General features: G+C 40.1%; 13 protein-coding genes. 6 read left to right on the top strand and 7 right to left on the bottom strand.

Annotated elements, in window-relative coordinates; genetic code table 11:
* Position 1 precedes the first annotated feature (1 nt).
* Both sufD and G0Q07_RS04235 read left to right on the top strand, forming a co-directional pair.
* Entirely contained in the window at positions 2–1369 is a 1368-nt protein-coding gene (gene sufD / locus G0Q07_RS04240) for a Fe-S cluster assembly protein SufD (protein ID WP_163344924.1), read from the top strand.
* Between the two features lie 54 nt (positions 1370–1423).
* Positions 1424–2641, top strand: a complete 1218-nt coding sequence (locus tag G0Q07_RS04235) for an aminotransferase class V-fold PLP-dependent enzyme (protein ID WP_163344923.1) — start codon at positions 1424–1426, stop codon at positions 2639–2641.
* 90 nt (positions 2642–2731) lie between these two features.
* Here G0Q07_RS04235 and rbr read toward each other — a convergent pair whose 3' ends face one another.
* On the bottom strand, positions 2732–3310 hold the full coding sequence (gene rbr / locus G0Q07_RS04230; protein ID WP_163344922.1) for a rubrerythrin: 579 nt from the start codon (positions 3308–3310) through the stop codon (positions 2732–2734).
* A gap of 164 nt (positions 3311–3474) precedes the next feature.
* Here rbr and G0Q07_RS04225 point away from each other — a divergent pair, with 164 nt between their 5' ends.
* Entirely contained in the window at positions 3475–3897 is a 423-nt protein-coding gene (locus tag G0Q07_RS04225; RefSeq protein WP_163344921.1) for a SufE family protein, read from the top strand.
* 12 nt (positions 3898–3909) lie between these two features.
* Entirely contained in the window at positions 3910–4215 is a 306-nt protein-coding gene (locus tag G0Q07_RS04220; RefSeq protein WP_163344920.1) for a metal-sulfur cluster assembly factor, read from the top strand.
* Positions 4216–4282: 67 nt separating this feature from the next.
* On the opposite strand, the gene lon is transcribed toward G0Q07_RS04220, so the two are convergent.
* The 6 genes from lon to G0Q07_RS04190 all read right to left on the bottom strand — a co-directional run bounded on the left by lon (position 4283) and on the right by G0Q07_RS04190 (position 11514).
* Positions 4283–6736, bottom strand: a complete 2454-nt coding sequence (gene lon / locus G0Q07_RS04215) for an endopeptidase La (protein WP_163344919.1) — start codon at positions 6734–6736, stop codon at positions 4283–4285.
* Positions 6737–7000: 264 nt separating this feature from the next.
* A complete protein-coding gene (locus G0Q07_RS04210) occupies positions 7001–7264 on the bottom strand; it encodes a type B 50S ribosomal protein L31 (protein ID WP_163344918.1) in 264 nt (87 codons plus the stop codon).
* Positions 7265–7420: 156 nt separating this feature from the next.
* Positions 7421–8587 carry a GNAT family N-acetyltransferase gene (locus G0Q07_RS04205; RefSeq protein ID WP_163344917.1) on the bottom strand — a complete coding sequence of 389 codons (1167 nt, stop codon included), beginning with the start codon at positions 8585–8587 and terminating at the stop codon, positions 7421–7423.
* 51 nt (positions 8588–8638) lie between these two features.
* Positions 8639–9802: a GNAT family N-acetyltransferase gene (locus tag G0Q07_RS04200; protein ID WP_163344916.1), complete on the bottom strand. Its 1164-nt coding sequence runs from the start codon at positions 9800–9802 to the stop codon at positions 8639–8641.
* A gap of 113 nt (positions 9803–9915) precedes the next feature.
* Positions 9916–10686, bottom strand: coding sequence for a Bax inhibitor-1/YccA family protein (locus tag G0Q07_RS04195; RefSeq protein WP_163344915.1), 771 nt, complete (start codon positions 10684–10686; stop codon positions 9916–9918).
* Positions 10687–10809: 123 nt separating this feature from the next.
* Complete coding sequence (locus G0Q07_RS04190) at positions 10810–11514, bottom strand: DNA alkylation repair protein (RefSeq protein WP_163344914.1); 705 nt, start codon at positions 11512–11514, stop codon at positions 10810–10812.
* 138 nt (positions 11515–11652) lie between these two features.
* On the opposite strand from G0Q07_RS04190, the gene G0Q07_RS04185 reads away from it, so the two are divergent.
* On the top strand, positions 11653–12999 hold the full coding sequence (locus G0Q07_RS04185) for an oligosaccharide flippase family protein (protein ID WP_163344913.1): 1347 nt from the start codon (positions 11653–11655) through the stop codon (positions 12997–12999).
* A 2-nt stretch (positions 13000–13001) separates the two neighbouring features.
* Complete coding sequence (locus G0Q07_RS04180; RefSeq protein WP_163344912.1) at positions 13002–14552, top strand: asparagine synthase-related protein; 1551 nt, start codon at positions 13002–13004, stop codon at positions 14550–14552.
* Positions 14553–14576: the final 24 nt, after the last annotated feature.

Genomic DNA, 14576 nt, shown 5'->3' with positions numbered 1-14576 from the left:
CATGAGCGTTTTAGTTGACAATACAGATTTATCGCTAAAATATACCGCGCATTACAACGAAGTAAAAGACGAGCTTTTTGCAAACTCGTCCGATATTTTGAACGCTCAACGAAATAAGGCGTTTCAGAACTTTGTTGTGCAGGGTATACCAACGCGAAAAAATGAAAATTACAAATACACCAACCTCAATCCGGCATTTTTGCCCGATTTTAAATTCATCCATACCAAGGAAGAGAAGAAAGCCGATTTGAACGAGGTTTTTCGTTGTGATGTTCCGCAGCTGAACACCAACCTGGCACTGGTTCTTAACGGATGGTTTAGCAAAAACGAAACAGAAAAAGGAGATCTTCCTGAAGGCGTAATTTTCGACAGCCTCGACAGCATTTCGAAAGAAAGACCTGAGTTACTGGAAAAATATGCCAGCCTGGCAAATGTTGAAGAAGACCCGATGGTAGCGCTGAATACTGCTTTTGCCAAAGACGGTTTTTTCCTTTATGTTCCGAAGAATGTAGCCGTTGAAAGTCCGATTCAGATCATCAATCTGTTGCAGGATGAAAAAGATACCTTCTCAACACAGCGGAATTTTATTTTGGTTGAAGATGGTGCTAAAGTACAGGTATTGTTATGCGATCATACCCTAAACCTTAACCAGTACCTGAACAACTCGGTTACCGAAATTTTTGCCGGTAACAATTCAGAAGTAGAGTTTTACGCACTACAAAATCAGCATAACAAAGCAACAAATATTAACTCGGTATTTATCGATCAGCAGCGCGATTCGCGAGTTACAACGCACACCGCATCGTTACACGGCGGATTAATTCGTAACAACCTGAAATTTGCATTAAATGGTGAGAACGCCGAGGCAAACATGTATGGCATGTCGTTTATGGACAAGAAACAGCATGTTGATAATTTCACCGAAGTGATTCACGCCGCACCGCACTGCGAAAGTAACCAGGTTTATAAGAATGTGCTTGACGAAAAATCGACCGGTGCATTTTCCGGAAGAATACACGTGGTTCGCGATGCACAAAAAACCAATGCTTTCCAGCGCAATAACAACTTGTTGCTGACCGACGAAGCTACCATGCAAACAAAACCTCAGCTGATTATTGATGCTGACGATGTAAAATGTAGTCACGGGGCAACGGTTGGTCAGATTGACGAAGAAGCTTTATTTTACCTGCGTGCCCGCGGAATTAAGGAGGACAGTGCACGCCTGATGATGATGAATGCATTTGCGCATGAGGTGGTAAAAGAAATCAAACTGGAACCACTGCGCGATCGTATCGACGAACTGGTTGACAAACGTCTGCGCGGCGAAGTTGCCCGTTGTCACGATTGTGCTTACCAGTGCGATTACTAAAAGAACGACTGAGAAAGTGAATCGCATTCACCGGCTCAGTATTTTACAAAGTGTATGAATTACGATATCGAAAAAATCAGATCATATTTCCCCATACTTCAGCAGAAAGTATATAATAGGCCACTTGTTTACCTTGATACAGCAGCATCGGCACAGAAACCGGTTCAGGTGCTTCTGAAATTGGAACAGTTGCACAACGATTACTATGGCAACATTCACCGTGGTGCACACTATATGGCCGACAAAGCAACGGTTGAATATGAAGAGGTTCGCGATAAAGTACAGACTTTCATAAACGCTGCTTCGCGCAAAGAAGTAATCTTTACAAAAGGAACTACCGAAAGCATTAATCTGGTTGCAAGCAGTTTTTGCGAAAAATATGTTTCGGAAGGCGATGAGATCATCGTTTCAGAAATGGAGCATCATTCAAACATCGTTCCCTGGCAAATTGCCGCCCAAAAACGTAATGCAAAAATTGTAAAACTTCCATTTAACGACACAGGCTTACTTGAAATAGAAAAGCTACCGGGGCTGATTACATCAAAAACAAAGTTGATTGCGGTTAATCACGTCTCGAATGTATTGGGCACAATAAATCCTATCGCCGAAATTATTGAAATTGCCCACAAAAACAATGTTGCTGTTTTGGTTGACGGCGCTCAGGCTACGGCACATATAAAAATTGATGTGCAGCAGTTGGATGTTGACTTTTATGCATTCTCTGCCCACAAAGTGTATGGCCCCAACGGTGTTGGTGTTTTGTATGGAAAAGAAAAGTGGCTGGAAGAAATGCCTCCCTACCAAGGTGGCGGGCAAATGATATCGGAAGTATCGTTTGATGGAACAACATTTAATGAATTGCCTTATAAATTTGAAGCCGGAACTCCAAATATTACCAGTCTTGCAGGTTTTGGTGCAGCCATCGATTTGGTTAACGAAATTGGCATTGAGAACATTGGCCGCCACGAACACGAGCTACTGGAATATGCTACCGAAAAACTAAAAGCCATCAAAGGCTTGAAGATTTATGGAGAAGCACCACAAAAATCGGGAGTAATCTGTTTTAATATTGAAGGAATTCACTCGTACGACCTGGGTATACTAATTGACAAAATGGGAATCGCCATTCGGACAGGGCATCACTGTGCTTATCCTATGATGCAACATTTCAAAATGTCGGCCTGTGCGCGTATTTCATTTGGTATGTATAACACCAAAAAAGAGATTGATATTTTTATGGAGGCACTGAATAAAGCGATTATGATGTTATAGTTTCAGACCTTGACACAAAAGAAAATGCCATCCGGATTGAACTAGCAATCGGATGGCATTTTTTATAATGAAAGTTCTACTAAAGTTAGCTTAATAATTTGCCTCTTTAATTTCGAAATAAGCCTGCGAGTGCTGACAAGCCGGACATAATTTCGGTGCAGCAGTTCCTTCGTGGATAAAACCACAATTACGGCATTTCCACACCACTTTATCGCCACGCTTAAATACTTTCCCTTCTTCAAGGTTGTTGTACAAAGTACGGAAGCGATTTTCATGTGCCTCCTCAACTCGGGCAATTAATTTAAACGCAAGTGCAATATCTCGAAATCCTTCTTCCTCTGCCACTTTCGCAAACTCAGGATAAAGATCCATCCACTCTTCATTTTCACCTTCGGCAGAGGCTTTCAGGTTTTCCATGGTAGTACCAATCTTTCCGGCCGGGTAACTTGCAGTGATTTCAACAGCATTTCCATCCTCCAAAAATTTAAAGAAACGTTTGGCATGCTCTTTTTCATTCATCGCTGTTTCTTCAAAAATTGCCGCTATTTGTTCCAGACCTTCTTTTTTTGCCTGCTTCGCAAAATAATCGTAACGCATACGTGCCTGCGATTCTCCGGCAAATGCTTTTAATAAATTCTGTTCGGTTTTTGTACCTTTTAACTTTGTCATTTTACTACTGATCTTTCGTTTTTCTGTTCGTAGCGATAAAGATAAAGATTTCGACATTTGTAAACTATACAAAAAGATAGTTTTGAATTAGTCTGAATAAACGGCTTTCATCATTGCCATAAAGCAGAAAATTACGATCTTTGCTAACGCTAAAAATGATAGTTATGAGCATGGAAGAAATTCAGCAGGAGATAATTGAGGAGTTTTCGATGTACGAAGACTGGATGGATAAATATGGATACCTGATTGAATTGGGAAACGATTTGGAAGATCTTGACGCGAAAGATAAAAATGACCAAAACCTTATAAAAGGATGCCAGTCGCGTGTATGGTTGGTAGCTGATATGAAGGATGGAAAAATTTACTTCCGTGGCGAAAGCGATGCCGTTATTGTAAAAGGTTTGGTAGCGCTGTTACTTCGTGTTGTTTCGGGGCGTACACCAAAAGAATTGCTTGAAACAGAGCTGCATTTCATCGACGATCTGGGATTAAAACAACACCTGTCGCCTACCCGTTCAAATGGACTGTTGGCCATGGTAAAACAAATTCGTTTATATGCTGTTGCTTATAGCAAGATTGCAGGATAAGGAGGATACGAAATGGATAAAAGAATAGACTTAATAATAAATAACCTGAAAGAGGTTTACGACCCGGAGATTCCGGTAAACGTATACGACCTGGGACTGATTTACAATGTTGATATCGACGAAAATAACCAGGCCAATATATTAATGACACTTACTGCACCGGGCTGTCCGGTGGTTGATATTTTGGTAGATGATATTACGCAAGCTGCTCAATCGGTTGACGGTGTAGAAAAAGTTGATGTAGAATTAACGTTCGAACCACCATGGGATAAATCGATGATGAGCGAAGAAGCCCGGCTGGAACTGGGATTCTTTTAGTAAAAAAATTAAAACGGGCTGCTATTTTGAAATAGCAGCCCGTTTTTTATTCTTGATTCTTCCAAATTTACTCAATTTTCATCGGCTTATCCACTTTAGCCTTTAGCAGTGCAATATCCAGCACATCCATAATGGTATTTACAAAGTGGAACTTCAAGCCTTTAATGTAAGCCTCTTTAATATCTTCGAGATTTTTCTTGTTTTGTTCTGAAAGAATAATCTCAGTAATTCCGGCACGTTTTGCAGCAAGAATTTTCTCCTTAATACCTCCAACAGGAAGTACCTTTCCGCGCAAGGTTATCTCTCCAGTCATTGCCAGGTTTTTCTTGACTTTACGTTGTGTAAATGCCGATGCCAGCGATGTTACCATTGTCACTCCGGCCGACGGACCATCTTTTGGTATAGCGCCTTCGGGCACGTGTACATGCACATTCCATTTCTCGAATACCTCGGGTTTTAAATTCAATTCGAAAGCATGCGATTTTAAATACTCGTGTGCCAACATTGCCGATTCTTTCATTACATCGCCCAGGTTTCCGGTAAGCGTTAACGCTCCTTTTCCTTTGCTCAGGCTGGTTTCCACAAATAGTATCTCGCCACCTACAGCAGTCCAGGCCAAACCGGTTACAACACCGGCAAAGTGATTTCCCTGGTACTTTTCCTTTGAATACTCGGTTACACCAAGGTATTCGCGCACATCAGTTTTGGTCAGCTTTTTATTGTAGGTTTCCTCAAAAGCAATTTTTTTAGCAATCCGACGAACAACTTTCGCCAGCTTTTTGTCCAGTTCACGCACACCACTTTCGCGGGTGTAGCCATCAATAATCAACTCGATAACCTCTTTAGGAAAAGTAATATCCCCTTTCGTTAAACCATGATTCTCCAACTGTTTTGGAATCAGGTGACGTTTTGCAATCTCTACCTTTTCCTCTACAAGATAACCACTCACCTCAATCAACTCCAATCGATCGCGCAATGGTGGTGCAATTGTGCTCAGTGAGTTGGCTGTAGCAATAAACATTACTTTCGACAGGTCGTAATCCTGTTCGATGTAGTTATCATGAAATTCGCCGTTTTGTTCCGGGTCGAGTACTTCAAGCAGCGCTGAAGCCGGATCGCCATGAAAGTGCTTCGACACTTTATCGATCTCATCCAGAATAAACACCGGATTCGATGATTTTGCCTTTTTTACGTTTTGTATAATACGCCCCGGCATTGCACCGATATACGTTTTACGGTGTCCGCGAATCTCTGATTCATCGTGCAACCCACCTAAACTCATTCGTGCATATTTTCGCCCTAAAGCGCGTGCAACCGATTTCCCCAGCGATGTTTTTCCAACTCCCGGAGGGCCGTATAAACAAAGAATCGGCGCTTTCATATCGTTTTTTAATTTCAACACGGCCAGGTGCTCAAGCATACGTTCTTTCACTTTCTCCAGACCGTAATGATCTTCATCCAACACTTTGTTGGCATGTTTCAGGTCGAAATTATCTTTGGTATATTCGTTCCAGGGCAAATCGAGCAAAGTCTGACAGAAAGTGAACTGTACCGAATATTCGCCGGCTGCCGGATTCAATCGGCCCAGTTTTTCCACCTCGCGATGAAAAAATTCATCCACATCTTTGTTCCACTTTTTCTCTTTTGCCTTTTCTTTTAAAGCATTTATTTCTTGTTCTACCGGATTACCTCCCAGCTCGTCCTGAATGGTTTTCATTTGCTGGTTCAACATGAAATCGCGTTGCTGCTTGTCCATGTCGGTTTTCACCTTTTTCTGAATATCCTGTTTCAACTCCAGCATCTGCACTTCCTTCACCAAAAAGCTAATGGCTTGCACTCCACGTTCTTTCAGGCTTCCAATCTCCAGCAGCTTTTGTTTATCGTCAACATTTATGTCGGTATTCGAACAAATAAAGTTGATCAGAAAAGTTGAATTCTCGATATTTTTAACGGCAAAAGTTGCTTCGGGCGGCACATTGGCCGAAAACTGCGCAACTTTTATCGACAAGTCTTTCAACGATCCAACAATGGCATTAAACTCATTGTCGTCCTCAGGAGTAATATCAGTCAACGGTTCAACCGATGCTTTAAAATAAGGATCTTCGTCTACAAACTCATTAATTCGAAATCGTCGTTTTCCCTGAATAATTACAGAAGTCGATCCGTCGGGCATTTCCAACACCTTCATAATTTCGGCCACCGTACCTATTCCGTACAAGTCGCTTGCTTCGGGCTTGTCAATCGTATAATCCTTTTGCGCAACGGTACCCAGTAATTTGCTTCCCTGGTTTACATCGCGAATTAATTTTAACGATCGCTCGCGACCAACGGTAATTGGTAAAACCACCCCCGGAAACAAAACGGTATTACGTAAGGGCAAAATTGGAAGAACTGACGGTACTTCCACATTCTTTAAATCCTTGTCATCGCCATCAGCAATAATTGGAAGAAAGTCTGATTCGTTATCCATCATTCCCGATCCGAACATTTTTTGAAAAGCTGTATTTTTATATTTACCCATGTTTCTTATTAATTATAATGACATTCTGTCGCTAATTACGCAGAACGGGCAAAACATTGCCGGTTTTATGTGCGGGGTACAATAAAGCAATTGCCATGCCATTTACACAGACTGCTTACATTGTCGGATTGTTCACCGGAATTCGGGAAACCAACCGACAAAATTGCACAAAAACATCCCGGAACAAGACATTTCTGAGCTTTTAGAAATAAAAAAAGCACTCATCTATTCGACGAATGCTTTTCCTTATATCTGTAAGAAAAATTATTTCTTTCTATTCTCCATGTGTTTCCCGTAACGGTTCATGAATTTATCAACACGTCCTGCAGTATCCACAAGTTTGGTTTTACCTGTGTAAAACGGGTGAGAAGTGTTTGAAATCTCCAGTTTATAAATCGGGTATTCAACACCGTCGATAGTTTCTTTCTCTTTTGTATCAACAGTAGAGCGGGTAATAAAAGTATGTCCGTTCGACATGTCCTTAAAAGCTACCAGTCTGTATTCCTTTGGATGAATTTCTTTTTTCATTTTGCTTTATTTTTTGTTGAATGGTTACACTCTCGTTGTGCAATCCATTCGAAAATTTATATTTCTACTCTAATTTTCGGGCTGCAAAGATATATATAGTTTGCAACTTTCCAAAAACTTACTCTATTTATTTGCTTCTTAAACAAGTTGTTAATCCTAACTGATCGATGGTGCTTTTGTCACCTTTTTACTCCGGTCGAACATATACCGCATTGTGTAATGTGTTTTGGCCTTTTTAGCGCCTGTTGCCTCGTATATGGCAATAATTTTCGGGTTGAAATCACCCGCCCACGACAATTCAACTTCTTTATAATGTTGGTGCGATTTCTTTTTCATTATTTGTTCCTGGTGCCAGAATATCCCTGATTCAATTCCAGCTCGCTGGAATTTCGGATCTACCCCCATCAGGAAGATTCGGGTACGGTTAATTACCTTTTTCTTTTTGTAGTAAAAAAACTTTAAAATACCCGGCAAATTCAGTTTTCCATTTAGTTTTATGAGTAGCTGATTAATATCAGGAATCATCACAAACACAGCAATCGGCCTACCATCAGCGTACGCATACCAGATCATCTCGGGGTCGAGAATCGCTTTCGACTCTGTCAGAAAATCGTGAAGATCGTCCGGATCAAGCGGTTTGTAATGTTCGTGAAACGACCAGGCTGCATCATAAACCGTACAGAAATCTTTCACAAACTTATGAGCCTGTTTAAAATCGAAATGTTTAAACTGATATTGTGGTTTTTTAGCTACCCAGCCGGCAATTTTCCAAAAACGTTCGGGAAACGGAACGGTATAATCGAGGTGAAAAGAATACTGCTCGAAATAAACCTCGAAACCAAACTCGCGAAAAAGCTTTTCGTAATATTTTGGATTATAGGGCATGCCAAATCCCTGTGGCATAAATCCATCAACCAGCAAGCCCCAGTTTACGTAATTCTCGCCAAAATTTATCGGCCCGTCCATGGCTTCCATACCATTTTCCGTATTCCAATCGGCAGCCGCTTTGAATAGTAAATTTGCTGCTTCCTGATCATCAATACACTCGAAAAAACCACAGCCACCTGTTGGTTGCTCGTATGTTTTTGCGAGGTTGAAATTTATAAATGCAGCAATCCGGCCAATTAAATTGTCATTGTCGTCAACCAAAACCCAGCGAATGGCTTTCCCATTGCGAAAAGTCTTATTCTTTTTTGGATCGAAAATTCCTTCAACCATCCCCTGCAAAGGAGCGGCCCAGTTCGGATCATTCTTATAAATGATGTTCGGTACCTGGTGAAATTGTTTTTTTGTCCGTTTGTCTACAACTTCTAGTAACTGCATTCTTTAATTTTGTGGCAATTATAATTTAAAAAACTACAATAAGAACTAATTTTAATCAATAATCGGAGCCCGTACAAATTCTTTTTCCCGGTCGAACAAATAACGCAGTGTAGAGTGCGTTTGTGTTTGGTCAGCTCCAAACGCTTTAAACATGGCAATCATCTTTGGATTAAAGTCTCCAATCCAACTCATTTCCATATCATTGTACCACGATTTCCGTAACAGCACTTTCTTCAGATGATAAAAAATAGCTGATTCAATTCCTTTACCCTGGTAGCCCGGAACCACCCCCAAAACAATAACCCGGCAGCGAGTGATTGTTTTTCGTTTTTTTAAATACAGCAGTTTAATTCCGTCCCAAAAGCTCAGTTTCCCTGTTTTTAGCTTTTTAATAATTTGGTTCAAATCAAGTACCTGCATAAAAAAGGCAATGGGTTTTCCGTTGTGGTATGCATACCAAATAAATTCCTCATCTAAAATAACTTTTGCGCTCGCCAAAAGATCTTTCAACAGCTTAAATTCAATTGGTTTATAGTTACTGTGATTCCCCCAGGCTTTTTCATGAATCTCAATAAAGTCGCGAAGGTATTTATCCTGATTTTTTAAAGAAAAGTGCTCGAAAGAATAGCCCGGCTTTTTTGCCACCCATTCTGCAATTTTCCAGAAACGATCGGGCAAATCAGGGTTCGTTATGTCTAACGAATAGCTGTACTGTTCGTAATAGGTTTTAAAACCGTAGGTGGCGAATAAATCATTGTAGTAGGGCGGATTGTAATTCATTCCAAACGTTTGCGGCCGAAATCCGTCTTTTAGCAATCCCCAGAAAAAGAAATTCTCATCGAAATTTACCGGGCCATCCATAGCTTCCATCCCATTTTCTTTTAGCCACTCGTAAGCCACATTGAACAGTTTAAAAGCAGCGCGCTCGTTGTTTACACACTCGAAAAAACCACAACAGCCTGTTGGCTGATCGTAGCTCGAGGAATAATCATCGTCATAAAATGCGGCAATCCTTCCAATTAGCTTCTCGTCACTTTTTAGAATCCATCGCCGGGCATCGCCTTTCTGAAAACGGCTGTTCTTTGCCGGATCAAACGTATTTTCGATCATCGCCCGAAGCTGGGGGATCCAGTTTCTATCCTTTTTGTAAATTACTTTCGGTACTTTATGAAAATCGTCTACCAGGTGTTTACCGGTAACCTGAATAAGCTCCATTCCATTCTGGTTTATGGTTGAACAATATTCGAAAATAATACTTCAGCATTAAAAACAAAAAAGGACTTACCCTTTCATTCAGCATAAATCCTCTTTTTTAAAGTTGATATATTTTAATTTCGGCTGGCTAATTTCGATAGCAAACGCAAAATTTCAAGGTATAACCAGATGAGCGTTACCATTAAACCAAATGCTCCGTACCATTCCATATATTTTGGAGCGCCGGATTCTGAAGCACGTTCGATAAATGAAAAATCGAGCACCAGATTTAATGCCGCAACGGCAACAACAACCAGGCTAATTCCGATGCTGAGATTAGAATTACCATGCAGAAATGACATTTGGGCACCAAACATACCGGCAATAAAACTGACAAAGTAAACCAAGGCAATACCTGCTGTGGCTGCCATAACACCCATCATAAATCTTTTTGTAACCTTAATGATTCCCGAGCGATACAAAAACAACATCATCATAAAAACGGCGAGTGTAAGCATTACGGCACGCATCACAATATTAGAATACTGCGCCTCGAAAAGGGCCGATATTCCACCTAAAAACAGGCCTTGAAACACAGCATATATCGGTGCAGATATTCCCGAACTCTGAGGGCGAAAAACGGTAACTAAAACGGTAATAAAACCACCAATTCCGCCAATTGCCAACCAAGGGCCAACTGCTGCCAAACCTCCTTCGAGGGTAGTTGCACCGGCATCGAAAAATTTGTTCCAGGTAAATACCGCACCGGCAATTACCAGTAGCAACATTAAAGCAGTTTTGTTTATTGTTCCATGTACAGTCATCACATCCGACTGTGCTGTATAGTTCCTGCTAAAAGCTTTTTCTTTTAAAACAGGATTTGAAGATTTTGAAAGATTCATCATTTTATTAAGATTAAACGTACAATTCCCAGTTTTCTGTTTTTTACTGAGTCGAGACAATGATAACAAAGAACCTGCCATGAAGTTTCGGCATGACAGCTTTGCAGTTAAAGAAAGTTAATGCAATTATTCCTGAAATCGTTCCTGAACATACTCACTGCCTAATTCGTCGAATAAACTCTCGCCGAGCTTCACGGCATTTTCCGATTCGCTCAACTGAAATTGTTTTGTCAGCTCAATGCATTGTTCGTTCAGCACTTTCGAGCGGCTTCCCATACCAATTACCGAACGATAGATTGGGGTATACAATTTTTTGTCTTTTGCCAGTGTTGTCAGCTCCTCGAAAAACGGTTCAAACATTTCGTCGATTGCTTTTTTGTCGGTTATTGCCAGTCGCCCAATCAGGTGAACTCCGGTAAAGCGCACCAGATGTTTTTTACCGCGGCACCACTCCAGCGCTTTTACAAATGCAAACTTACTTTTCACCCAAAGGTTGGTTGAGGCTTGCTCAGCAATTTCGATATTCTCAAAACTTTTTGTCCAAAAATCCATTTGTTCCTCGGTCACTTCCGCCGGATTATCAATGAGAGTGGCTAATATCATGGTTTCGCGCCATTGTTTGTTCCAAAGTTTAAGCGCCAGTAAATGATCGGCTTCATACGATTGGGCAATTTCGCGCATATCGAGCAACGACACGCCCCAACTTACTTTATACGAAATTCCACGCTCTTTCATTGCCTCTGCCACTTCTCCACTTTGCCGTAGCCTGATAACTTTTATCAGCTGCTGAAATTTTTTTTCCGTTTCCTGATTATCGAGAATAAAATCCATTATTACTGTTTCCCGTTTTAATGTTCAGTGAGCAAAAATATAAAAAGCGCCAGTATTTCTTCGTTTTCACGAAAAAGCTTAATCAAAGCAATTATTTTTATGATATTTACATAAATAAAAACATCGTGTTTTAAACGCATGAATATTTCCAGTTATTTCAGAAATAGATTTCACCGGTTTAATCAAAGTGATTTTTATAAAAACATTGCCTCCCTTTTTACCGGAATGGTGCTAGCCCGTGCTGTTCCTTTTGTTTTTGCCTTGGCGATTGCCCGTTTGTATGCTCCTGAACAGTTTGGCGATTTTGTACTTTACCTGACCATTGCATCGGTACTTTCGATTGTATCAACGGGCAAATACGAAAAAGCAATTATTCTGGTTGATACACCAAACGAACGAAAACTCATTGGCAGTTTTGCCCAGAAAATTAATTCCGGAGTAAATTTAATTATGCTGGCAATAGTTGGTCTAATTATTCTGGTTTGGCAGCCGGATACCAACCAAAAACTGCATTTACTCCTTGTCCCTTTATATGCCTACTTTTTTAGTGCTATTCAATTGATCCGGAATATTTATATCAGCAAAAAACAGTTTCGCCGGCTTTCGATTTTAGAAATTAGCCGTGCTTTTTTGACAGGCGTTTTGCAATGCGCATTTTTTTTATTTCCGTCCACAGGACTGTTTTTGGGAGCTGTAGTTGCGCAACTTTTAACCTTTATCATATTCTCGTTTAAAGTTGATGAAGCAAGTCATTTCCGTCTCGGAAAATTTAATGTTGAGGAAAAGGCGCTGGCACAGCGTTACATTAAATTTCCTAAGTTTTCAATCGTTTCAGAGGTGATGAATTTTGTAAGCAGTCAACTCCCCGTATTTCTTTTCAAACCATTTTTTGGCGATAAAATGCTGGGCCTTTATTCCTTTTCGCATCGCTACATCAGCGTGCCCGTTCAGTTGTTAAGCATTTCAATATCCAGTGTTTACATTCAAAATGCAAAAACACTCGACCAAACACCTGCTAAATTAAAAGAGCTTACCTATTCTCTTTTTCGGAAACAAGTTTTCATTGGTCTGGTTCCTTTTGCCATTCTCGGTTTCTGGGGTCAACAGATTTTCAGTGTACTCTTTGGCAGCGAATGGGCATTTTCAGGTTACCTGGCGCAGTTTATTGCGCCCTGGCTTTATTTTGTAATGCTGGGTTCTCCACTATCCGCAATCCTTATTGTTAAAGAAAAACAAAACGTATCGATGTGGTACAATATCCTTTTACTGATTACCAGAGTGGCAAGTTTGGTGGTTGGTGGTTTAATTCTAAAGGATGTGGTTTCCACCGTTGTTTTGTATAGTTTATCGGGCGTACTGTTTTTTGCATTTTTAACGATTTATTCGTTGTTTTTGGCAGGCGTAAATTTGAAACAAGCAGGTATATACTTTTTTAAAATGATACTTTTGATTATTCCCATTGCGCTTCTTAAAATTTGGTTGTAAGCATGCTGTATCTTGAAAAATATAAATGGTCGACAGAAAAAAATGCCAGTGTTACCGGGTTTGCCTGGCTGAATGAAACGTTTTTACGCGAACAAGATTTTTTGGAACAGATACAAAAAAACAGTTCTGATTTCCGGCAATTTAAAGATTTTGTTTCCGGGCTAAACGGACAATTCTCTATCATTATAAAAAACGAAGAAGAAACCTGGGCAACGTGTTCGCATACCTGGAGTTTTCCATTCTTTTATAAAAAAGATAATGTTGAACTTTCAATTAGCGACCAACCGGAGAAGTTGCAACAAACACTTGAAGACATAGATATTGGCACGTTTGCATCTTCTCATTTTCTACAGTTTGGAGTAACGCCTTTTAACCAAACACTCAGCAAAAACATAGCACAAATACAACCTGGCGAGATTATCAACGTTGAAAATAGTTCAGGTAAGGTTTTTTCTGATTTTGTGTTTCAACTCCATCAGAAAGCAAACAAAGAACAGACTCCAAAAACTGTATCGGGTCATTTAAGCGCAACATTTGAAAAATACTACAAGCATCTAAAAAACAAACAGGTTTTGCTGCCGCTTACCCGAGGCTACGACTCGCGGTTACTGGCTTGTCTGCTGGCAGAATTCGGGCATAAAAATGTAATATGTGCTACATGGGGAAGAAAAAATAATACCGAAAAAGCAACAGCTGAAAAGGTTGCCCGGAAACTAGGATTTCAATACCAATTTATTGAATACAATGAAGCGTTAATTGAGAATTTTCAGCAGGAAAAAACATTTACCGACTATGCAAAATATTCATCACACTGGTCGTCGATGCCTTATTTGCAGGATTATTTTGCCATAAAGTTTTTGAAAGAAAATAAGTTTATCGACGAGAACACCGTTGTACTTCCCGGCCATCCCGGAGATTTTTTAAGAGGTGATCACCTTAACAATTCAATACTGGATCTAAAAACATCGGAGCTCGGAACTACCTTGACAAAAACTTTAGGCACTTCGCTTCCGGCAAAGCCAGATTTTCAAGCTGAATTACAGAAATACCTCGACGAATATCTGTTAAAACAAAGTAAGCTTAGTCCTGCTGAAGCATTTGAATACTGGGATTTACAAGAGCGACAATGTAAATTTATAAGTAATTCAAACCAGGTTTATTCATTTTTCGGGGTTGATGTTTTTATGCCACTTTTTGATAAACAATGCCTTCAGTTTTTTGCCGGCATTGATGCCCGAAACAAAAACCGGGAGCGACTATATAATAAAACGCTCGAAGATCATTTTTTCAAAAAGCATGAGCTTGATTTTGATCTGAAGCAGATTACAGAAAAAGAAACAACCAAAGCCCCGTCACTAAAAAACTGGCTGATAAAACTGGCTCCCCATCAATTAAAAACCTTGTATTACCCCATGAACGACGGAATTTTTTATCGTGAAATAACGCAGCAATTGCGGCAAAATATAAAAATAAAGCATCCGCTAAAACCGCATTCTTTTAATGCATATATCGTTCAGTGGTACCTGCATTTTATTGCTTCCCAATCCCAATAGAAATCGCTTCCGTTCGTCCCAAAT

This window comes from Draconibacterium halophilum (genome assembly GCF_010448835.1).
Classification (GTDB): Bacteria; Bacteroidota; Bacteroidia; order Bacteroidales; family Prolixibacteraceae; genus Draconibacterium; species Draconibacterium halophilum.
The sequence above is the reverse complement of the archived record's forward strand: the minus strand, read 5'-3'. Positions and strand labels throughout refer to the sequence as shown.

Coding starts and splice junctions, on each gene's coding strand:
- sufD (WP_163344924.1), top strand. CDS start 2: ATGAGCGTTTTAGTTGACAATACAGATTTATCGCTAAAATATACCGCG.
- G0Q07_RS04235 (WP_163344923.1), top strand. CDS start 1,424: ATGAATTACGATATCGAAAAAATCAGATCATATTTCCCCATACTTCAG.
- rbr (WP_163344922.1), bottom strand. CDS start 3,310: ATGACAAAGTTAAAAGGTACAAAAACCGAACAGAATTTATTAAAAGCA.
- G0Q07_RS04225 (WP_163344921.1), top strand. CDS start 3,475: ATGAGCATGGAAGAAATTCAGCAGGAGATAATTGAGGAGTTTTCGATG.
- G0Q07_RS04220 (WP_163344920.1), top strand. CDS start 3,910: ATGGATAAAAGAATAGACTTAATAATAAATAACCTGAAAGAGGTTTAC.
- lon (WP_163344919.1), bottom strand. CDS start 6,736: ATGGGTAAATATAAAAATACAGCTTTTCAAAAAATGTTCGGATCGGGA.
- G0Q07_RS04210 (WP_163344918.1), bottom strand. CDS start 7,264: ATGAAAAAAGAAATTCATCCAAAGGAATACAGACTGGTAGCTTTTAAG.
- G0Q07_RS04205 (WP_163344917.1), bottom strand. CDS start 8,587: ATGCAGTTACTAGAAGTTGTAGACAAACGGACAAAAAAACAATTTCAC.
- G0Q07_RS04200 (WP_163344916.1), bottom strand. CDS start 9,802: ATGGAGCTTATTCAGGTTACCGGTAAACACCTGGTAGACGATTTTCAT.
- G0Q07_RS04195 (WP_163344915.1), bottom strand. CDS start 10,686: ATGATGAATCTTTCAAAATCTTCAAATCCTGTTTTAAAAGAAAAAGCT.
- G0Q07_RS04190 (WP_163344914.1), bottom strand. CDS start 11,514: ATGGATTTTATTCTCGATAATCAGGAAACGGAAAAAAAATTTCAGCAG.
- G0Q07_RS04185 (WP_163344913.1), top strand. CDS start 11,653: ATGAATATTTCCAGTTATTTCAGAAATAGATTTCACCGGTTTAATCAA.
- G0Q07_RS04180 (WP_163344912.1), top strand. CDS start 13,002: ATGCTGTATCTTGAAAAATATAAATGGTCGACAGAAAAAAATGCCAGT.